The following is a 19,950-nucleotide window of genomic DNA, read 5'->3' as shown; positions in this document are numbered from 1 at the left end:
ACCCCCATCATGACTGCCCCCCGAGATGACGACCGTTTCGACTGGCAGGCCGCAGAGCAAGACCTGACCGGCCCGGATGCTGAGGTGGTCGACCTGGACGCGGCCCGGCGCCGCAAGCCCGACGCGCGGGCGTTCGCGGTCGACCTGGACGACGAGGCCGACGACCTGGACGACGACACCCCGCCGCCGGTGGACCCGCCCGCGGTTTCCGAGCCGTCGGGTTTCGCGGCGGTGCTGGCCGGGCGGTCGGCGATGCGCCGGCCGATCGTGCCGGCGTGGTTGCGGTCGCGCGCCGAGCTGGTCACGGCGGCCCGGTGGGCGCTGTCGCACACCGCCCACGTCTCCGCGTACCACCTGACCCGCACCCCGAAGTACGCCGGTCGCCTGACGTGGCGTGCCCCGTTCGGCATCGCCCGGCTGTTGGGCGCGACCGTGCGGTGGGCGTCGGATGCCGAGGGCCTTCCCGTCCGCCTGGCCGCCGTGCGGCGCGAGGATGCCGAGCTGTACTTGAAGCTGTCGCGGCAGCGTGATGCGCGGGTGCGGTGGCGGTCGCTGGTGGTGTCGGCGGTGCTGCTGCTCGGCCTGCCCACGGTGGCGGTGCTGGCGGTGCTGGCCGGTTCGTGGCAACGCTGGCTGATGCTCGCCGCCGCCGTGGCGGTGTTCGGTCTGGCCGGGTCGCCGAAGGACAAGCCGTTGCTCGACGTGGCGGCGGTGACGCCCAGGGCGCGGCGGCTGTCGGCCGACGTGGTGACCCGCGCGTTCCTGGCCGCCGGGTTGTGCAAGCCCGATGACCTGATCGCGTTCCCCATGCCGATCATGCGCGACGGGCCGGGCTGGCGGGCCGTGGTCGATCTGCCGTTCGGCGTGACCGCTGACAAGGCCGTGAAGCGGCGTACCGAGCTGGCCGCCGGCCTGGACCTGGACGAGGTGCAGGTGTGGCCGGAACGGGTGCGCGGCACCACCGGGTCGGCGCGGCGGCTGTCGTTGTGGGTCGCCGATGAGGACCCCTACGCCAAGCCGTCCGGCCTGTGGCCGCTGATCGAGCGCGGCACGGTCGACATCTTCGCGCCGTTCCCGTTCGGTCAGGACCAGCGCGGGCGGATGGTGCCACTGCTGCTGATGTTCACGTCCCTGCTCGTCGGTGCGATCCCGCGCATGGGCAAGACGTTCGCCGCCCGCCTGCCGGTGCTGGCCGCCGCGCTGGACGCGTCGGTAGAGCTGCACATCTACGACGGCAAGGGCGGTCAGGACTGGCGGGCGTTCGAACGCATCGCCCACCGCGTCGGCTTCGGCGTCCGCGACGACGTGGTGCTCGGCCTGGTCGAAGACCTGCGGGCGCTGGTAGTCGACATGAACCGCCGCTACGACACCATGGCCACCCTCCCGCCGGACCTGTGCCCCGAGTCGAAAGTGACCCGGGAGATTGCCGACAAGCGGGCGTTGAAGCTGTGGCCGGTGCTGGTCGCGATCGATGAGTTCCAGCGCTACAGCGGGCACCCCGAGTACGGCAAAGAGATCGTGGAGCTGCTGACCGAGCTGTGCAAGGTCGGCCCCTCGGTCGGCATCATCATCCTGCTCGCCACGCAGAAGCCGGACGGCAAGGCCGTACCGACCGACCTGCGCGACAACATCGGCACCCGCTTCGCCCTCAAGACCATGACGTGGCAGTCGTCGGAGGCGGTGTTGGGTGCCGGGTCATACCCGGCCGGCTACGACTCGTCGCGGTTCCAGCGCGCCCACAAGGGAGTCGGCATTCTGCTCGGCGCGGACGACTCCGGCGCGGTCGAAGAGGCCGTCACCGTGCGAACCAACTTCGCCAAGACCGAGCACGTAGAGCAGGTCATCACCCGCGCTCACGCGCTGCGGCAGGCCGCCGGCACCCTTACCGGCCACGCCATCGGCCAGGCCCCCGAGATGGCCGGCGGCCCGGCAGACACCCTGCTTGACGACATCCTCACCGTTGTCCCGGCCAGCGAGCCGAAGGTGTGGTCGGAAACCGTCGTCGCGCGGTTGGCCGAGCTGCGGCCCGAGACGTACGGCGGGTGGGAGCCGGCGCAACTTGCGGCGGCGCTCAAGCCCTACCGGGTGCCGGTCGGTCGGCAGGTGTGGGGCACCGACCCGGCCACCGGCAAGGGTGCCAACCGCAAGGGCATCCACCGCGACGACATCACCACCGCTGTAACCGAACGTGATCGGAAGCGGAAGGCCGGATAGCCCATCGCGGGCCGCTAGGTCTAGCGCCTAGATCCGCTAGACCTAGCGGCACCGCTAGCCCCACACATCAATCCCCATCAGGACGCTAGCGATCTAGCGCCCTGGCTGCCCTGTACCCGAGAAACCGCCTGTGGAGGCACCTGTGGACTCCCTCGCCATGATCGCTAGCGCCCCCTGCCTCATCCTCGTCGTGGTCACACTCGGTTATCTCATCCGGTGCGCTGCCGACCCGTTCGGACCCTGCCGACGGTGCCGGGGCACCAGCCGCCTGCGCACCATCACCGGCCGCCGTGGCTCGCCCTGCCCCCGCTGCGACGCCACCGGCCGCCGCATCCGCCTCGCCGTCCACCTCTTCAACCGCATCCAAGACGAACACCGCCGAGGCACCCGATGAACCGCCGCACCGCCGGCCACACCGACTGGTGCGGACGCGACCACCGATGCGGCCTCGGCGAACACCGCTCCGACGAAATCGTGGTCGACGTCGCCGGCCACGGCCGGGCCGTGCTGGTGCGCGTGCGCACCGCCGCCGGCCGCGAGCACGCCGAGGTGCGCGTCAGGGTCGCCCTCGCCTCCGGCGAAATCGCGGCCCGCCGTCAGTTGGTCGGGCTGCTCGGAGACATGCGGCAGGCCGTGACCCGCGCCGCCATTGCCGCCCGGCCTCGGCCGAGGCGGGCCGAGCGGTGACCGCCGGGCGGTGCGGCCACTGGACCGGCACCGCCGCCCGCTACTGCCACACCGCCGAGGCCCTACGGCCCTACCTGCAAGGGCTGCGCTGCCCCGCCCACACGCCCTCAGCGCTCGCCGGGCGGCCCGAGCCCCCGTCGACACCACTGCACGCCCCGCCCCCACCGAAAGGGAGCACCATGCCTAACGCTGACCTGCTCGCCGCCGCGCTCGCCCATGCCGAACGAGGCTGGCACGTCTTTCCGCTACGCCCCGACGACAAGCGACCAGCGTTTCCCGACCACGCGGCCGACGACTGCACCGGCCGCGACCCGCGTTGCCGCACCGCCGGCCAGCACCTCGGGTGGGAGCCGCGCGCCACCTGCGACCCCGACCGCATCCGCCGGGCGTGGTTGACCCGCCCCTACGGCATCGGCCTCGCGTGCGGGCCGTCCCGGCTTGTCGTGGTCGACCTGGACGTGCCCAAGGGCAACGCGACCGGCGGCCCGACCGGGCTGGACACCCTCGCCGAGCTGGCCGCCGCGCACGCCACCGGCATCGACGCCACCTACACCGTGACCACCGGGCGCGGCGGCACCCACCTCTACTACCGGCACCCCGGCGACGGTCCGGCGCTGCGCAACACCGCCGGCACCCTCGGCCCGATGGTCGACACCCGCGCCCACGGCGGCTACGTCGTCGCCGCCGGCTCGACGGTCGCCGGCCGCCCGTACGTGGTCGACCTGGACACCGACCCGGCCCCACTGCCCGCGTGGCTGGCCGCCCTGCTCGCCCCGGCCCCGCTGCCGCCGCAGCGCCCGGTGGTGGTCGACCTGCCCACCGACCGCACCGGGGCGTACGTGCGGGCCGCGATCAACCGGGAGGCCGAGCGGGTGACCACCGCGCCAGACGGAGAGCGCAATCGGTCGCTCTACATCGCCGCCGTAGCCCTCGGCCAGCTTGCGGCCGGTGGGGCGCTCACGGAGGACGACGCCCGAGCAGTGCTGGAACAAGCCGCAGCGCGCGCCGGGCTCGGCCACGTCGAGACGGCACGCACCATCCGATCCGGGCTAGCCGCTGGCTCCCACCGTCCCCGAAAGGTGGCCGCATGACCGCCGCCCGCCTGCACCTCGTCACCGACCCGAACGACACCACCGGGCAGCAATCCGCGGGCGGCCCACTGTGGGATGTTCCAGTGCCCTTGACCGGCCCGAACACCGCACCGCCGCCGTTCCCGGCCGACGTGTTCCCCCGCTGGCTCGGCGACATGGTGACCGGCGTCGCCCGGTTCACCCAGACCGATCCGGCCATGGCCGGCACCCTCGCCGTGGCGGTGCTGTCCGCGTGCGCGGGTGGCCGCCTGGAGGTAGAGCCGGTCGCCGGGTGGCGAGAGCCGGTGAACATCTTCGCCGCCGTCATCGCCGGCCCCGGCGAACGCAAGTCGCCCGTTCACCGGGCGATGACCGCGCCATTGTTCTCCGCACAGTCGACGCTCGCCGAGGCGATGCGGCCCCGCATAGCCGAGGCCGCCGCGCTGCGCGACATCGCCGACCGGCAGGCCGAGCAAGCCAAAGCGACAGCGGCCAAGGCCAGCGACCCGGCCAAGCGCGATGAGGCATCGGCCGAGGCGGTGGCCGCCGCCATCGCGGCCGAGGCGATCACCGTGCCGGTCCTACCGAAACTGATCGTGGACGACGCCACCCCGGAAGCGTTGATCGGGCTGATGGCCGCCAACGGCGGGCGTATGGCGATCATCAGCGATGAGGGCGGCATCTTCGACACCCTTGCCGGCCGCTACTCCGGCGCACCCAACCTCGACCCCTACCTGAAAGGGCACGCGGGGCAGCCGATGAGCAACGAGCGGCAGACCCGCGAGGGTGCCTCGGTCGAGAAACCGGCGCTGACCGTGTGCGTGATGGCACAACCGACCGTGCTGCGCAAGTTCGGCGGCAACGCCGACCTCGCCGGCCGAGGGCTACCGGCCCGGTTCCTGTTCGCCCTGCCCCGGTCGCTGGCCGGGTATCGGGCGGTCGACACCGAGCCGGTGCCCGAGCAGGTAACCGCCGGCTACGCGCACCGCGTTCACGACCTGGCCGCCACCCTCGCCGAGTGGACCGACCCGGCGGTGGTCACCCTCACCGAGGACGCCGGACGGGTGCGGCGGGCCGCCGCCGAGCAGGTAGAGGCCGAGCTACGGCCCGGCGGCAGCCTCTACGACATGCGCGAGTGGGGCAACAAGCTCTCCGGCGCAACGCTGCGCCTGAGCGGGTTGCTGCACGTCGCGCACCACCCCGCCGACGCCTGGCGGCGGCCGGTCGACGCCGACCGGATGGCCGACGCGGTGCGGCTGGCGGAGTTCTTCGCCGCGCACTACCGGGCCGCGCTCACCGCGATCGGCACGGACACCGCGATGGAGAACGCCCGCTACGTGCTCGGGGTGCTCACCGCCAAGGGCATGACCACGTTCACCCGGCGAGAACTGCACCGCCGCGTCTCCCGCCGGCTCCCCAAGTCCGAGGAAGTGTCGGCGGTGCTCGCCGAGCTGGCCGCCCTCGGATGGGTCCGCCACGGGCCGGACGGCCGGTACGAACTGCACCCCCGCGCCGTGGCGGACGTGCCCGAAAGCGTTGACACGTTGACACCGGCCTCAAACGGCGACGTTTCCGCAGGTCAAGACACCCACGAGGGTGTCAACGGGCCGCGTTGACAGCCGTTGACAGGCGTTGACACCCCGCCCGCCGGGCCGCCCGGTGTCAACGGGTGTCAACGCCTGTCAACGGGGGGCGTTGACACCCCGAAACCCGCCTTCACCTGCGAAAACGTGCGCGTGTCGGCCGGTTGTCAACGTGTCAACGCTTCCCGACCCCCTCGCCCACCACCAGGCGACCCGCCGGCACCCGGAAACGACCCGCTGAGAGCCACGGAAACGGTTCGGCCCTATGCCCTTACCCCGACCTGCGCCGGATCTTGCGTCTACGGCGCTCTCATCGGGTCGCTCTATGCCGTTCTGCGGCGATGTCTACCTATCCCTCCACAGGTGACCCGCGCCGACCGAAAGGCCCTCACCGTGCGAATCGGACTGCCCAGCAACCCCGCTGAAACAGCCGCAGCGCTTGCCCCCGTCGCCCGAGTGCTGCGAATCCGCACCGCCTCCCGGCCGCACCCCGACCCCCGACCCCCGATGTTCCAGCGCATCTACCTCGACGCCACCCCGAGGGAGGACACCCGCCGATGACTACTCGCCGCACCCCGACCGGAAACCTGCTCACCCTCGCCGAAGTCCTGGACGAACTGCGCGTACCCCGGTCGACCTTCTTCCGCTGGAAGGCCACCGGCCGCGCACCCCGAACCATCAAGTACCCCAACGGCAGCCTGTACGTCCGCCGCCGCGACCTGGACGCCTGGCTCAACGACCACGAAGAGGCAGCATGAGCACCTACGACGTGCGTGTACACGGCATCCTCAAGAACCAACTCGCCAAGGGCTACTCCTACGTGGTCCGGTGGAAGGTCGCCGGCCACGCGTTCCGCAAGACGTTCGCGACCCGCGCCCTGGCCGAGAGCTACCGATCCAAGCTGGTCGTAGCCCAGCGGGAAGGCGTCGCGTTCGATGAGGCCAGCGGCCTACCCGAACCGATGGCGCGGGCGCTCAACACCCGGTCGTGGTACGAGCACGCCGTGGCCTACGTCGACATGAAGTGGCCCCGCGCGTCGGCCAAGCACCGCAAGGGCATCGCCGAGACGTTGGCGACCGTCACGCCAGCCCTGCTCGCGACGGACCGCGGCGTGCCCAGCGACAAGGCGCTACGCGCCGCGCTCTACGGGTGGGTGTTCAACAAGACCCGCCGCGACGCCGGAGAGCCGCCCGCCGACCTCGCCGCCGCTGTGCGGTGGCTCAAGGCCAACACCGTCGACCTGGCCGCGCTCGCCGATGCCGCGTTGGTCCGCAAAGCTCTCGACACGCTTGCGCTTCGGATGGACGGCGCGCCCGCGTCGCCCAGCACGATCGCCCGCAAGCGAGCCGTCTTCTCCGGCGCCCTCAAGTACGCGGTCGAGCTGCGGCTACTCGACGCACACCCGATGTCCCTGTTGAGCTGGACCGCCCCGAAGACGGCCGATGAGGTCGACAGGCGGGCGGTGGTCAACCCCGAGCAGGCACGGGCGCTGCTCGCCGAGGTGGGGCGCAACGTGCCCGAGCTAGAGGCGTTCTTCGGGTGCATGTACTACGCCGCGCTGCGGCCCGAGGAAGTGCTCCATCTCCGCGAAGACGAGTACGAGCGACCCGTCCAGCCTGGGGGATGGGGCGTGCTGCACCTGACCGGCTCGACGGTGGCCGTGGGCCGAGACTGGGGCGACGGGGACAACACCGCCGAGGACCGAGGGCTGAAACACCGGGCGAAGACGGCTACGCGTGATGTGCCAGTTCCGCCGCCGCTGGTGCGGCTGCTCGATCACCACATCAAGGAGTACCCGCCGGGATCGAACGGCAAGCTGTTCGTTACCCGGCGCGGCCCCGGCGGGCGGTACGTGCCCACCGCCGGGCAGCCGATCCCGAACAACACCTACGGGAAGGCATGGCGGGACGCGCGGGCCAAGGTGCTCACCCCGGCTCAACAGCGCTCTCCGCTGGCTCGCCGGCCGTACGACCTGCGGCACGCCGCCGTGTCACTCTGGCTCAATGCCGGGGTGCCGGCTACCCAGGTCGCCACGTGGGCCGGGCACAGCGTGCACGTGCTTATGCGGGTGTACGCGAAGTGCGTCTACGGCCAGGAGGAGGCCGCGCGCCGCCGAATCGAGGCAGCCTTGACCACAGGATCAACCAGCGTCGAACCCACCCGGACGTCGGCACGTCCGATTCGGACTTGACAACGGCCCATATGGACGTGGATGCTGATAGGCGATACCACCCAAGATCGGAGACAAATGGCGATCTACGCGTTTTGGAACAACAAGGGCGGAACCGGGAAGACTAGCCTGTGCTTTCAATCCATCTGTTTCTATGCAGAAGAACACCCCGACGAGCGCATTCTCGCGATCGACGTTTGCCCTCAGGCCAACCTTTCGGAACTCTTCCTCGGAGGCCTGGCCAATGACGGCAGCGCAAAGCTGCTGGCTCGCCAGGGCGAGCTCCCCCGAGCGACCATCGGTGGCTACTTCCAGCGCCGCTTGCCCTCGCCCTACTCGCCGCCGGCCCTGAACCCGGCCGACTACATCACCCAGCCGTATCAGTTCAACTCGCTGGTGCCAGCGAACATCGACCTGATCTGCGGTGACCCGCTCCTGGAACTCCAGGCCAACGCGATCTCCACCTTGGCCAACAACCAGATCCCCGGGACCGATGCTTGGGTGGCGGTGGTGGACTGGCTCCGGGACCTGCTCGATCCGATCCGGGACGACTACGACGCGATCTTCATCGACTGCAACCCGAGCTTCTCGATCTACACGCAGATTGCCCTGTCGGCCGTTGAGCGACTGGTGCTGCCGGTCATGGCGGACGACTCCTCTCGTCGCGCGATCCAGAACGCCTTCTCTCTGGTCTACGGCCTGAAGCTGCCCTCCGACATCTATGCGACCTACGCCTTCGCCACACGCCTCCACCAGGCCGGACGCACGTTGCCGAAGGTGCACATGATCGCCAAGAATCGCCTCACGCAGTACATGGGCCCGGCCTCAGCCTATGCTGCCGTGCTGAGGTCGATCACGGTCGACGTCCAGAAGCTCATGGCGAGCCATCCGGACATCTTCACCTTCGAGGACGTCGATGAAGGCCTCGTCGACATCCGCGACTTCCAGACGACAGGCGTCGTCGCCTTCGCCCGCGGCTGCCCCCTCTACGCCCTGAGCTCCGGAAAGCTGGACGTCATGGGACACCGCGTCACCGTTCACGAGGAGTACCGGCAGAACTGCGTCGAAGCCATGGAGATGCTCACCACCAGGCTGTAGCCAAGGTGGGGAGCAATCCTCGGCGACACGTATGCGACACAACCGGTGAGATCAAGCGGGTCAGAGTAAGACTCAGCGGGACCAATAGAGAAGGGCCCCTGACCGGCGTTCACGCTGGTCAGGGGCCCTTCTCTGCACCTGGTGGCGGGTAGAGGATTCGAACCTCTGTAGCTTTCGCGACGGATTTACAGTCCGCTCCCATTGGCCGCTCGGGCAACCCGCCAGGGCACCCCACCGCGTCGTAACGCGGCAGCGGAAGCAAGGATAGCGGCTGCCCCCGGCATCTGCGCAACCGGGTACCGTCAGGGGGTCGTACCGCTGGTCAGCGGGGGACGAAGGACCACAAACCGCCGGACAGCAGGAGCATGAGCATGGCAGCGAACCCGTCGTTCGACATCGTGAGCAAGGTCGACCGCCAGGAGGTCGACAACGCTCTCCGCCAGGCGGAGAAGGAGCTCGCGACGCGGTTCGACTTCCGGGGCACCGGCGCCGAGATCTCCTGGTCGGGCGAGGAGGCCATCAGCCTCCAGGCGGAGACCGAGGAGCGGGTGCGGGCGGCGCTGGAGGTCTTCAAGGAGAAGGTGATCAAGCGGAACATCTCGCTGAAGTCGCTGGACGCCGGCGACCCGCGCGCGTCCGGCAAGATCTTCAAGATCGATTGCAAGGTGATCCAGGGCATCGACTCGGACAAGGCCAAGGCGATCAGCAAGAAGATCCGCGACGAGGGCCCCAAGGGCGTCCAGGCCCAGATCCAGGGCGACCAGCTGCGGGTCACCGGCAAGAAGAGGGACGACCTCCAGGCCGTCATCGCGCTGCTCAAGGGCGAGGACTTCGGCGTCGCCCTCCAGTTCACCAACTACCGGTAAGGGACCCCGAGCCTCACAGGTAAGGGGCTCGAACCGGCCCGATGACGCCTGGTCACCCGGGCACACGTCGTCGCCAGTAGTCGTCGTTGGTCGCTCCCGAGCGCCCTCCGACGGCCTGGCGGCGGCCTGCGCGGCCCTCGTCCCTGCGTCGGGCCCCGCACTCCCGTCCACTGCGGCCCCTCGCCCGCAAGCTCCGGCCGGCCCATCCGCCCCCGCGCCGGTGGGCATCGGCCACCCCGGGCAACCGTCCGCACGCCGCCGACCGGCTCTGCCCCCGTACGAGCGGGCCACTCTCAGCCGGCTTGCGGAACAGGTCCGGTCACCGGCGGGTGCCACGCCCTGATCCTCCGGTCCGGCAGGTTCCTCCTGGACGGCCACAGCTGCACCCGCCAGACGTCACCTGGCGTCGCGGACCCGGGCCAGCCGCGGTTGACGAAGCCCCGGCCGCAGATGCGGACGCCGTACCGCCCGTCGGGCACCTCGCAGGGCCGGCTTGCCAGCGTCGGCGAGCCGTACCACAGCTCGCCGCCGTCGACCGCCAGCGCGCACTCGAAGATCTCTTCCCAGTGCCCGAAGTCGCGGGGCGGCGGTGCGGCCCACACCTCGACGCGAAGCGGCATCCTGAAGTTGTTCTGGTGCGGCACGAGGACGAGCACCGTGTGATCAGTGCTGGCGATGTGCGCGTCGACGTGCGCGTCCTGGAGGATCGTCGTGAAGTCCGGGTCGTCGTCCAGGTTGCCGGAGAGCGTGAACTGCCCGTAGTCCAGAGCGACCGTCATGTCATGAGCCGTGACCGGCGCTGGCATCCCCACCTCGGCAGTGTGCCGCACCACCGGTCGTCCCGTCGCCCCGCGACATCCGCCCCGGCCGCAGGGATCGACAGCGCGAGCCCGCGTCGGGTCAGCGGGAGAAGACGAGTAGCAGGACCACCGTCAGGATCGCGCTGATCAGCAGGGAACCGAGGCAGCCCACCCGGTTCGAGAAGAAGACGAACATGACCGCGTGGTACCCCGCCAGCGCGGCGGGGAACCCCGGGCACGTCAGGCGGGCAGCAACTCCTCGGTGCGTACCGCCGTGGCCTCCGCGCGGGAGATCGGCCCGGCGGGCAGGGCCGCGACCCCGGCCCCGACGGCGACCGCGGCCCCGGCGAAGACGAACGCCCAGGGCACCCCGCCGGCGTGGTCGACGATCAGGCCGGCCACCGCGCCGCCGGCGGCGCTGGCGCCCACCGACATGGTGACCACCCAGGTGTACGCCTCGTTCAGCATGCTCGTCGGGGAGATCCGGCCGACCAGGGTGTTCTCCAGGGTGAGCGCGGGCGCGATCGTGGCGCCCCCGATCACCAGGGCGGTGCCCAGCGCCACCGGGGTGGGCATCACCGCGAAGACGGCGAAGCTGGCGGCCACCGCGCCGAGCAGCAGCGAGAACTGCCGGGTCATGTTCCGGGCCGGCTTGCGGACGCCGAACCAGAAACCACCCACGGCGCTGCCCACGCCCCAGACGGCCAGCAGCACCCCGGCGAGGCTGTCGGGATCGTCGGACGTGTAGGCGGTGGCGAACGCCGGCACGGTCACGCCGGCCGCGCCGAAGGCGATACCCAGGCTCGCGACGCAGAGCAGCAAGGCCGGGAAGCCGGGCACGCGCAGCGGGCCGAGCCCTCTGGTCTGGTGCTCGCGCGGGTGCGGCCGCCAGCCGCGCATCACCCGGCCGAGGGCCACCGCCATCGTGCCGACCAGGGTCACCACGGCTGAACCGACCAGGGCGGCCCCAGCGTCGGCGAACAGGATGAAGCCGGCGACCAGCAGTGGGCCGAGCACGAAGACGATCTCGAAGAGCGTGGTCTCGGCGGCGAGGGCGGTGTTGCGCAGGTGCCACCGGCCGGACGCCGGCGAGGTGAGGTCGTTCCAGGCGCCCCGGATCGCGGCGGTCAGCGGCGGGTAGGTGGCCCCGGCGACCCCGGAGGCCACGAAGACCAGCGTCAGGCTGCCGGCGTCGGAGCGGGCGGACCAGAGCAGGCCGAGCAGGGCGAACGGGTGGGCGACGGCGGTGCCGACGAGCACCGGAGTGGGACCGATCCGGTCGGCGATCCGGCCGGCCACGGGGCTGAGCGCGGCGCCGGAGAGGGCGTAGATGCCCCCGGCGACGGCCGCCAGCGAGTAGCGGCCGGTGACCTGCTCGACGACCAGCAGCAGCGCCAGCGGCGTCATGCCGATCCCGAGCCGACCGAGGATGCCGGTGAGCAGCAGCATCGGCGCTCCGGGGATCCGCCAGACGCCCAGGTACTGGCGCAGTGCGGCCACGGTCGACCTCCAGGGGATGTAACGGGTGGGGGACCTTTCGACCCTAACGCCGCCGGACGCGGGAAAGGAACGGTTAACGCGCTCACACGGCGTTCCGCCCGTGTCCGGCGGACCGGACACGGGCGGAAAGGTGATCAGCGCCTCAGCGCTGGAACTGCACGGGTCCGCTGTTCGCGGCCATCCGCTCCAGCCGGGCGACCCGCTCCTCCATCTTGGGGTGGGTGGAGAAGAGCGCGGCCACGCCGCCGCCCCGGAACGGGTTGTCGATCATCAGGTGGGCGGTGCTGGTGAGCTGCCCCTGGGCCGGCAACGGCCGGCGCTGGGTACCCATGTGGATCTTCTTGAGGGCGCTGGCCAGGGCCAGCGGGTCCTTCGTGAGCCGGGCGCCGGAGGCGTCCGCCTGGAACTCCCGGCTGCGGCTGATCGCCAGCTGGATGACGGTGGCCGCGATCGGCCCCAGGATGATGGTGAGCAGCAGCACGGCCGGGTTCGGGGAGTCCTCGTCGTCGCCCCCGCCCAGCGGGATGAACCAGGCGATGTTCGCCAGCATGGTGATGATGCCGGCCAGACCGGCCGCCACGCTGGAGATGAGGATGTCGCGGTTGTAGACGTGCGACAGCTCGTGCCCGATCACGCCCCGCAGCTCGCGGTAGTCGAGGATCTCGGTGATCCCCTGCGTGACGCAGACGGCCGCGTGCTGCGGGTTCCGCCCGGTGGCGAACGCGTTGGGCTGCGACGTCGGGCTCACGTACAAGCGCGGCATCGGCTGCCCCGCCTCGGTGGCCAGCTCGCGGACCATCCGGTACAGCTCGGGGAACTCCGCCTCGCTGACCGATTGCGCCCGCATCGAGCGCAGCGCGAGCTTGTCGGAGTAGAAGTAGGTGACGCCGTTCATGACCAGCGAGACGACGACGGCGATGACCAGGCCGCCACTGCCGCCGAACCAGTAGCCCACCGCCAGGATCAGCGAGGTGAGCAGGCCGAGCAGCGCGGCGGTCTTCAGACGGTTGTGGTGCACGATCACTCCTTCGGTGCAGCACGGATCACGCGGGATCCGCTGACCGGTTCAACAACCCGGTACCCGCCAACCATCCGTCTCATGGCTGTGAGTTGCCTGAGATGTCCGAAGTGCCCGTGGGGACTACCGCCCCCGAAGACGGGAAGACCGCCCGACGGGACCGCCGCCTCAGCGGGCGGCGACGTCGAGCACGAGCTGCGGGGCGAAGCCGAGCACCAGCGCCGCCGCCGTCGCCACGGCCAGCACCACGCCGACCGTCCGGGCCCGCACGGGGACCACGGCCGGCGCGCCGCCGGAGCCGACGACCGGGGCGTCCCCGCCCGGCGTGCCGGCCGGCCCGGCGGCTGGCGCGGCGGCTGGCGCGGCGGTCGGCGCGGCCCAGAGGGTGGCGGTGAGGCGCAGGTAGTAGGCGAGGCCGATCACCGCGTTCACGGCCACCACCACGGCGAGCCAGCCCGCGCCGCCGTCCAGCAGCGAACGGACCACGGTCACCTTGGCGAAGAGGCCGGCCAGGCCCGGCGGCAGGCCGGCGAGCCCGACCAGCGCCAGCCCGAGCGCCGCCGCCCGCCACGGGTGTCGCCGGGCCGCCCCGCGCAGGTCGTCGAGCGTGCCGCCGTCCGCGCCCGCCGGGCGCAGCGCCACCAGGGCCGCGAAGGCCGCCAGCTCCAGCACCACGAAGAAGACGGCGTACGCCACGGCGGCCGCGTACGCGGCGGTGCGGGCGTCGGCGGTGCGTCCGGCGGCCAGCGCCAGCGCGCCGAGCGGGGCGAGGATGTAGCCGGCCTGGGCCACCGAGGACCAGGCGAGCAGCCGGACCGTACGCCGCTGGCGCAGCGCCACCAGGTTGCCGACGGTCATCGTCAGCACCGCGAGCAGGGCGAGCACCGGGCCGGTCACGCCGGCCGGCAGCGCGTGCTGCACCACGGCGAGCAGGGCCACCACGCCGCCCAGCTTGGAGGCGGTGGACAGGTACGCCGCCACGGGCAGCGGCGCGCCGTCGTAGGTGGCCGGCGCCCAGGCGTGGAACGGCACGGCCGCCACCTTGAACGCCAGCCCCAGCACCACCAGCGCCACGGCGGCGGTGGTGAGCGGCAGGTCCAGCAGGTCCGGCCGGTCGGCGAGGATCGCGCCGATCCGGCCCAGGTGCAGCCCGCCGGTGGCCGCGTAGAGCAGCGCCGCCCCGAGCAGCGTCAGGGTGGTGGCGACCACGCTGACCACGAAGAAGGTGACGGCCGCCTCGGCGCTGGCCAGGCTGTCCCGGCGCAGCCCGACGAGCACGTAGAGCGGGAGGGTGAGCGTCTCCAGCGCCACGATCAGGGTGATCAGGTCGCCGGCCGCGCCGAGCACCACGCCGCCCGTCATCGAGCAGGCGAGCAGGAAGCAGTACTCCCCCGTCGGCGACTGCCCCGCCCGCAGCAGCGGGCCGGACAGCGCGAGCACGCCCAGGGTGAGCAGGGCGACGACGGCGGCGACCAGGGCGGCCCGGCCGCCGAAGACGTACGAGCAGTCGGGGCCGACGCAGAACGTGCGGCGCTCGTCCCCGCCGCCGACCAGGGCCGCGCCGAGAGCCGTGGCCGCCGCGCCGGCGGCGGCCGTCGCCAGCGTGACCCGGCTCCGGGCCACCAGCAGGTCGGCGAGCAGCACCAGCACGGCCGTCCCCGCGGCGAGGTACGCCGGAAGGAGCGCCACGTTGTCGACGCTCTGCACCACGCTCATGCTCATGCTGGCACTCCGTCACGTCCGTACCGCCGGCCCGGTTCGCTCACCGCAGCACCTCCACCAGGGCGTCGACGGGGGCCTCGGCGACGCCGAGCACCAGGGTCGGGGCCAGGCCGACCGCGAGGGCCAGCAGCACCAGCGGCGCCCACGCGACCAGCTCCACGCCGGCCAGGCCGGGGGTGAGCCGCCCGACCGCCGGGCTGGGCCGCCCGTGCGTCACCCGGCGCAGCAGCCGCAGGAGGTACGCCGCGGTGAGCGCCCCGCCGATCGCCGCCAGCACGCCCAGGGTGGTCCAGAGCGCCCCGCCGACCTCGACGGCGGCGACCACCGCGAACGCCTCGCCCCAGAAGCCGGCCAGCCCGGGCAGGCCGAGCGAGGCGACGGCGGCGAAGCCGAGCAGCCCGGCGAGCCGGGGGGCGGTCTCGCGCAGCCCGGACAGCTCGTCCAGCGACCCGGTGTGCGTACGGTCCTTGATCGCGCCGGCGAGGAAGAAGAGCAGGCCGGTGATCACCCCGTGCGCGACGTTGCCGATCAGGGCCGCCTGGATGCCGGTGGTGGTGAGCGTGGCGACGCCGAGCAGCACGAAGCCCATGTGCCCGACGCTGGAGTACGCGATCAGCCGCTTCAGCTCGCGCTGGGCGAGGCAGACCAGCGACCCGACCAGGATCGCCGCCACGGCCAGCGCGCCGAGCACCGGGGCCGCCCAGCGGGCGCCCTCCGGGGCCACCCCGACCGCGATCCGGATCAGCCCGTACGTGCCCATCTTGAGCAGCACCCCGGCCAGGACCACGCTGCCGACGGTGGGTGCCTGCGTGTGCGCGTCGGGCAGCCAGGAGTGCAGCGGCCAGAGCGGGCTCTTCACCGCGAAGGCCAGCGCGAGCAGCGTGAACGCCGCGAGCTGGGTGCCCCGGGACAGCCCCGTCCCGCCGGTCAGCGCCACCACGTCGGCCGTCCCGGCGGCGGCCACCACCACGTAGACGCCGACCAGCAGCAGCACCGAGCCCAGCAGGGTGTAGAGGGCGAACTTCGCCGCCGCCCGCCGCCGGTCCGCGCCGCCCCAGCCGGCGATGATCGCGTACATCGGGAGCAGGACGACCTCGAAGAAGACGAAGAAGAGCACGAGGTCGAGGGCGAGGAAGGTGCCGAGGATGCCGACCTCGACGACCAGCAGCAGGGCCACCAGCGCCCGCCCGCTGCCGCCGTCGGGGACCTTCCACAGCGTGTAGGCGCAGCAGAGCAGCGTGAGCAGGGCGGTCAGCACGACCAGCGGCCAGGAGATGCCGTCCACCCCGAGGTGGAAGCGCAGGTCGAGGCCGGGCACCCAGGGCAGGTCGAGCCGGTGCCACGGGCGCACCGCGGGCGCGTCGGTCCCGTAGGCCGACCAGGTCCGGTCGCCGAGGAACAGCAGCGCGGCGGCCACCAGGGTCAGCGCCGCGACGGCCGTGCCGACCGCCCGGGCCGCCCGGTCCCGCGGCGTCGCCGCCACCGCCAGCGCGCCGAGCGCCGGCAACGCCAGCACCGCCACCAGCAGGAACTCCCCCATGGTCACGGCATTACCTCGGTTCGCGACTGCGGGGCTCGCAACCCCGGCTCACTCCTCGCGCTCACGACGACCCTCCGATCAGGACGGCCGCCAGGCCGATCAGCAGCGCCCCGGCCAGCACGCCGGCCGCCGCGCGCGGCAGCGCCGCGCGGTGCAGCGCCGCCAGGCCGCCGCCGAGGCCGAACGCGGCCCGGCCGCTGCCCTCGACCGCGCCGTCCACCACCACCTCGTCGGCGGTACGCGTCGCGCGGGCCAGCGCCTTCGTCGGGCGTACGACCAGGGCGCGCTGGACGTCGTCGAGCCGGAACGCGGCGGCGAAGACCGGCCGCAGCGGGCCCAGAGCGGTCGCCGGGTCGGCGGCCGGGTCCCGCCGCCAGCGCAGCCAGGCGAGCCCCGCCCCGACGGCCAACAGCGCCAGCGGCAGCAGCAGTTCCGGGCCGACGTGGACCAGGAGTCGCTCGCCCGGCTCGCCCGCGGTTGGCGCGAGCAGCAGCTGGCGCGCGAAGGCCCAGTCGAAGCCGGCGAGGCCGAGCAGGGCGGCCGGCACGGCGAGCAGCAGCACCGGCCAGCGCATCACGGCGGGCGGGTCGTGCGGGTGCGCCAGCGGCATCCGCGCCTCGCCGAGGAAGGTGCGCAGCAGCAGGCGGGTGGCGTACCAGGCGGTGACGGCGACGCCGACGAGCCCGGCCAGCCAGACCAGCCAGCCCACCCAGGCCGGGGCGGGCCCGGCACCGTGCAGGGCGGCGTCCCCGGCGACGGTGAGCACGCCGTCCTTGCTCCAGAAGCCCGACAGCGGCGGCACCCCCGCCAGGGCGCCCAGCCCGACGACCGTGCACCAGAAGGTGACCGGCATGCCCCGACGCAGCCCGCCCATCCGCGACATCAGCGTGGTGCCGACGGCGTGGATCACCGCACCGGCGGCGAGGAAGAGCAGTGCCTTGAACGCGGCGTGGGTGAGCAGGTGGAACAGCGCGGCCGGCGTGGACCCGACCGCCAGCGCGCCGGTCATGTAGCCGATCTGGGAGACCGTCGACCAGGCCAGCACGCGCTTGAGGTCGTCCTGGGCGGTGGCGGCGAACGCGCCGAGCAGCAGGGTCACCGAGGCCATCACGCCGAGCACGGCCAGCGCGGTCGGCGTCACCTCGAACAGCGGGTAGAGGCGCGTGACGGCGTACACGCCGGCGGCGACCATGGTGGCGGCGTGGATCAGCGCCGAGATCGGCGTCGGGCCGGCCATCGCGTCGGGCAGCCAGGTGTGCAGCGGGAACTGGGCGCTCTTGCCGGCCACCCCGGCGAGCAGCAGCAGGCAGGCGGCGGTCAGCGTGCCGGTGGCGTGGTCTTGGGCGAGCACGTCGGCGATGCGGAAGCTGCCGGCCGAGACGCCGAGCAGCGCGATGCCGAGCAGGAAGCCGACGTCGCCGACCCGGGTCACCAGGAACGCCTTCATGGCGGCGGCCGGCGCCTCCGGCAGCCGGCGGTCGTGGGCGATGAGCAGGTAGGAGCAGATGCCCATCACCTCCCAGCCGACCAGGAGCAGGATCAGGTCGCCGGCGACCACCACCAGCAGCATGGCGGCGGTGAAGAGGCTGATCTGCGCCGCGTACGGCGGGTAGCGGTGGTCGGTGTCGACGTCGTCGTGCGGGCCCCGGCGCAGGTAGCCGACCGAGTAGACCTGCACGGCCAGGGCCACCGCGGCGACCGCGACGGCGACCAGCGCGGCGGCACCGTCCAGCCGCACCCCGAGGCTCACGGTCAGCCCGCCCAGGTCCACCCAGGTGGTGGACGCCTCGGCGGGACGGTCGAGGCTGACCAGCAGGGCGACGGCGAGCGCCAGCGCACCGGCCGCCCCGGCCACGCCGAGCGCTATCGCCGCCCGCCGGGAGCGGTCCCCGCCCGTCCCGGCGCCGGGCGGCGAGGGCGGCAGCAACAGGCCGAGCAGACCCGCGACCAGCGGTACGGCCGGCAGCAGCGCGCCGAGCAGGGTGGTCGTGCTCACCGCTCCCCCTCCGGGCGGTCGGCGGACCCGGGCCGGGCGGTCCCGGCGGCGGTGCCGGCGGTGGCGGTGGCCGGCTCGGCCGGAGGTCCGGTCGGCGCGCCCTCGGTCAGCGGCACCTCGTCGACGGCGACGGTGGCCCGCAGCCGGTAGAGCTGGAGCACGATCGCCAGGCCGACCCCGATCTCGGCGGCGGCCAGCACGATCACGAAGAGCGCGAAGACCTGCCCGCCGTGCGGCAGTTGCGCGCGCACGGTGGTGTCGGCGGTGACCAGGATCAGGTTGACCGCGTTGAGCATCAGCTCGACGGCCATCAGCACCAGCACCGCGTTGCGGCGGCGCAGCACGCCGTAGACGCCGAGGCCGAACAGCAGCGCGGCGGTGACGTACGGGATGACGGGTCTCACCGCGCCCGCCCTCCGTCGTCGCCCGGGTCCCCGCCGGCGACCGTTCTGCCGGACCGGTCGGGGCGGGACCGGTCCGCGTCGGGCCGGTCGACACCGGGCCCCTCGTCGCGTGGCCCCTGGGCCCTCGGCCGGCCGATGTCGGGGCGGGAGATCACGATGGCGCCGACCAGGGCGGCCAGCAGCAGCACCGAGAGCACCTCGAAGGGGAGCACCCAGCTGCGGAAGATCTGGTCGCCGAGGCGTTCCGCGGTGCCCGCCTCGGGCAGCTCCACGGCCGTCCAGCGGTACGCGTCGACCAGCAGGGCGGCCAGCCCGAGCCCGGTGCCGCCGCCGACCAGCGCCGCGGCCCAGCCGGGCCGGTCCAGGTCGTCCGAGGCACCGATCGGGGCGCGGGTGAGCATCACCGCGAAGAGCAGCAGCACCACCACCGCGCCGACGTAGATCAGCACCTGCACCCAGGCCACCAGCTCGGCGGTGAGCACCAGGTACGTCCCGGCCAGCGCGCCGAGGCAGACCACCAGGTAGAGGCCGGCCCGGACCAGGTGCCGCGTCGCCACCACCAGCACCCCCGAACCGACCGCCACCGCGCCGAGGGCGAGCAGCAGCACGTCCGCACCGGTCATGCGCCGGCCTCGGGCTCGGGGCGTACGGGCGGGGCGGCGGGACGGGCGGCGGGCGCGGCGGGGACCGCGGCCTTGCGCGCGGCGGCGGTCTCCTCCTTCGCCGGCTCACCGTTCGGGTCGTGCGCGGGCGGCGGCGGCACGGTGCCCATCCACTGCCCGAGGTGGTCCTTGTCGTGCAGCAGGTCCTTGATGTCGTACTCGGAGTATTCGAACTCCGGCGACCAGTAGAGGGCGTCGAAGGGGCAGACCTCCACACAGATGCCGCAGTACATGCAGAGCGAGAAGTCGATGTCGAACTTGTCGAGCACGTTGCGCTGGCGGGGGCGGGCGGCGCCGGGCACCGCCACCTCCTCCTTGTGCGAGTCGATGTAGATGCACCAGTCCGGACACTCCCGGGCGCACAGCATGCAGACCGTGCAGTTCTCCTCCAGCAGCGCGATCACCCCGCGCGAGCGGGGCGGCAGCTCGGGGGCGACGTCCGGGTACTGCTGGGTGGTCGAGCGGCGGGTCATCGTCTTCAACGTGACCGCGAGCCCCTTCACCAGTCCCGCGCCCGGCAGGCCACGGTCTCCGCCGGCGCCGCCCGGCTCGCTGCGCTCGCTGCGGTCGGTCATGCCGACCATCCTGCCCTGTGGCCGCGGCGCGCGCGACCACCACCC

17 protein-coding genes and 1 tRNA gene are annotated in these 19,950 nt (G+C 72.7%); 8 read left to right on the top strand and 10 right to left on the bottom strand.

Annotated elements, in window-relative coordinates:
* The first annotated feature begins 9 nt into the window (after positions 1-9).
* The 7 genes from AB0G08_RS18485 (at position 10) to AB0G08_RS18455 (ending at position 8,822) form a co-directional block, all read left to right on the top strand.
* A complete protein-coding gene (locus tag AB0G08_RS18485; RefSeq protein WP_358089130.1) occupies positions 10-2,214 on the top strand; it encodes a cell division protein FtsK in 2,205 nt (734 codons plus the stop codon).
* Between the two features lie 390 nt (positions 2,215-2,604).
* Positions 2,605-2,901, top strand: coding sequence for a hypothetical protein (locus AB0G08_RS18480; RefSeq protein ID WP_358089127.1), 297 nt, complete (start codon positions 2,605-2,607; stop codon positions 2,899-2,901).
* A 179-nt stretch (positions 2,902-3,080) separates the two neighbouring features.
* The gene (locus tag AB0G08_RS18475) at positions 3,081-3,992 is read left to right on the top strand and encodes a bifunctional DNA primase/polymerase (protein ID WP_358089124.1); all 912 of its coding nucleotides are present in this window, start codon (positions 3,081-3,083) and stop codon (positions 3,990-3,992) included.
* A complete protein-coding gene (locus tag AB0G08_RS18470) occupies positions 3,989-5,587 on the top strand; it encodes a YfjI family protein (protein ID WP_358089121.1) in 1,599 nt (532 codons plus the stop codon). Before AB0G08_RS18475 ends, AB0G08_RS18470 begins: the two co-directional genes overlap by 4 nt.
* Positions 5,588-6,111: 524 nt before the next feature.
* The gene (locus AB0G08_RS18465) at positions 6,112-6,312 is read left to right on the top strand and encodes a helix-turn-helix domain-containing protein (protein WP_203222408.1); all 201 of its coding nucleotides are present in this window, start codon (positions 6,112-6,114) and stop codon (positions 6,310-6,312) included.
* A complete protein-coding gene (locus tag AB0G08_RS18460; protein WP_358089117.1) occupies positions 6,309-7,745 on the top strand; it encodes an integrase in 1,437 nt (478 codons plus the stop codon). Before AB0G08_RS18465 ends, AB0G08_RS18460 begins: the two co-directional genes overlap by 4 nt.
* Before the next feature lie 57 nt (positions 7,746-7,802).
* Positions 7,803-8,822, top strand: coding sequence for a ParA family protein (locus AB0G08_RS18455; protein ID WP_358089114.1), 1,020 nt, complete (start codon positions 7,803-7,805; stop codon positions 8,820-8,822).
* Positions 8,823-8,961: 139 nt separating this feature from the next.
* Here AB0G08_RS18455 and AB0G08_RS18450 read toward each other — a convergent pair.
* Positions 8,962-9,045, bottom strand: a tRNA-Tyr gene (locus AB0G08_RS18450).
* A gap of 148 nt (positions 9,046-9,193) precedes the next feature.
* Here AB0G08_RS18450 and AB0G08_RS18445 point away from each other — a divergent pair.
* Complete coding sequence (locus AB0G08_RS18445) at positions 9,194-9,688, top strand: YajQ family cyclic di-GMP-binding protein (RefSeq protein WP_132230880.1); 495 nt, start codon at positions 9,194-9,196, stop codon at positions 9,686-9,688.
* Positions 9,689-9,981: 293 nt separating this feature from the next.
* Here the strand turns inward: AB0G08_RS18445 and AB0G08_RS18440 are convergent, their stop codons facing one another.
* The 9 genes from AB0G08_RS18440 to AB0G08_RS18400 form a co-directional block, all read right to left on the bottom strand.
* Positions 9,982-10,467, bottom strand: coding sequence for a hypothetical protein (locus AB0G08_RS18440; RefSeq protein WP_358089111.1), 486 nt, complete (start codon positions 10,465-10,467; stop codon positions 9,982-9,984).
* A gap of 261 nt (positions 10,468-10,728) precedes the next feature.
* On the bottom strand, positions 10,729-11,988 hold the full coding sequence (locus AB0G08_RS18435) for an MFS transporter (protein WP_358089108.1): 1,260 nt from the start codon (positions 11,986-11,988) through the stop codon (positions 10,729-10,731).
* A 142-nt stretch (positions 11,989-12,130) separates the two neighbouring features.
* Positions 12,131-13,006: a zinc metalloprotease HtpX gene (gene htpX / locus AB0G08_RS18430; RefSeq protein ID WP_358089105.1), complete on the bottom strand. Its 876-nt coding sequence runs from the start codon at positions 13,004-13,006 to the stop codon at positions 12,131-12,133.
* Between the two features lie 168 nt (positions 13,007-13,174).
* A complete protein-coding gene (locus AB0G08_RS18425) occupies positions 13,175-14,722 on the bottom strand; it encodes a proton-conducting transporter membrane subunit (RefSeq protein ID WP_358089237.1) in 1,548 nt (515 codons plus the stop codon).
* 46 nt (positions 14,723-14,768) lie between these two features.
* Positions 14,769-16,268, bottom strand: a complete 1,500-nt coding sequence (locus AB0G08_RS18420; protein ID WP_358089234.1) for an NADH-quinone oxidoreductase subunit M — start codon at positions 16,266-16,268, stop codon at positions 14,769-14,771.
* Positions 16,269-16,329: 61 nt separating this feature from the next.
* Positions 16,330-18,264 (bottom strand): NADH-quinone oxidoreductase subunit L, encoded by a 1,935-nt coding sequence (locus AB0G08_RS18415; protein ID WP_358089102.1) that lies wholly within the window; start codon positions 18,262-18,264, stop codon positions 16,330-16,332.
* Positions 18,261-18,668: an NADH-quinone oxidoreductase subunit NuoK gene (nuoK, locus tag AB0G08_RS18410; RefSeq protein ID WP_358089099.1), complete on the bottom strand. Its 408-nt coding sequence runs from the start codon at positions 18,666-18,668 to the stop codon at positions 18,261-18,263. Before nuoK ends, AB0G08_RS18415 begins: the two co-directional genes overlap by 4 nt.
* Positions 18,665-19,291, bottom strand: a complete 627-nt coding sequence (locus tag AB0G08_RS18405; RefSeq protein ID WP_358089097.1) for an NADH-quinone oxidoreductase subunit J — start codon at positions 19,289-19,291, stop codon at positions 18,665-18,667. The genes nuoK and AB0G08_RS18405 overlap by 4 nt, the downstream gene beginning before the upstream one ends.
* A complete protein-coding gene (locus AB0G08_RS18400) occupies positions 19,288-19,914 on the bottom strand; it encodes an NADH-quinone oxidoreductase subunit I (RefSeq protein ID WP_334607456.1) in 627 nt (208 codons plus the stop codon). The genes AB0G08_RS18405 and AB0G08_RS18400 overlap by 4 nt, the downstream gene beginning before the upstream one ends.
* Positions 19,915-19,950 lie beyond the last annotated feature (36 nt).

Source organism: Micromonospora sp. NPDC023644 (assembly GCF_040640115.1).
Classification (GTDB): Bacteria; Actinomycetota; Actinomycetes; order Mycobacteriales; family Micromonosporaceae; genus Micromonospora.
Note: the sequence above shows the minus strand (reverse complement) of the source record. Positions and strands in the feature narration are given on the sequence as shown.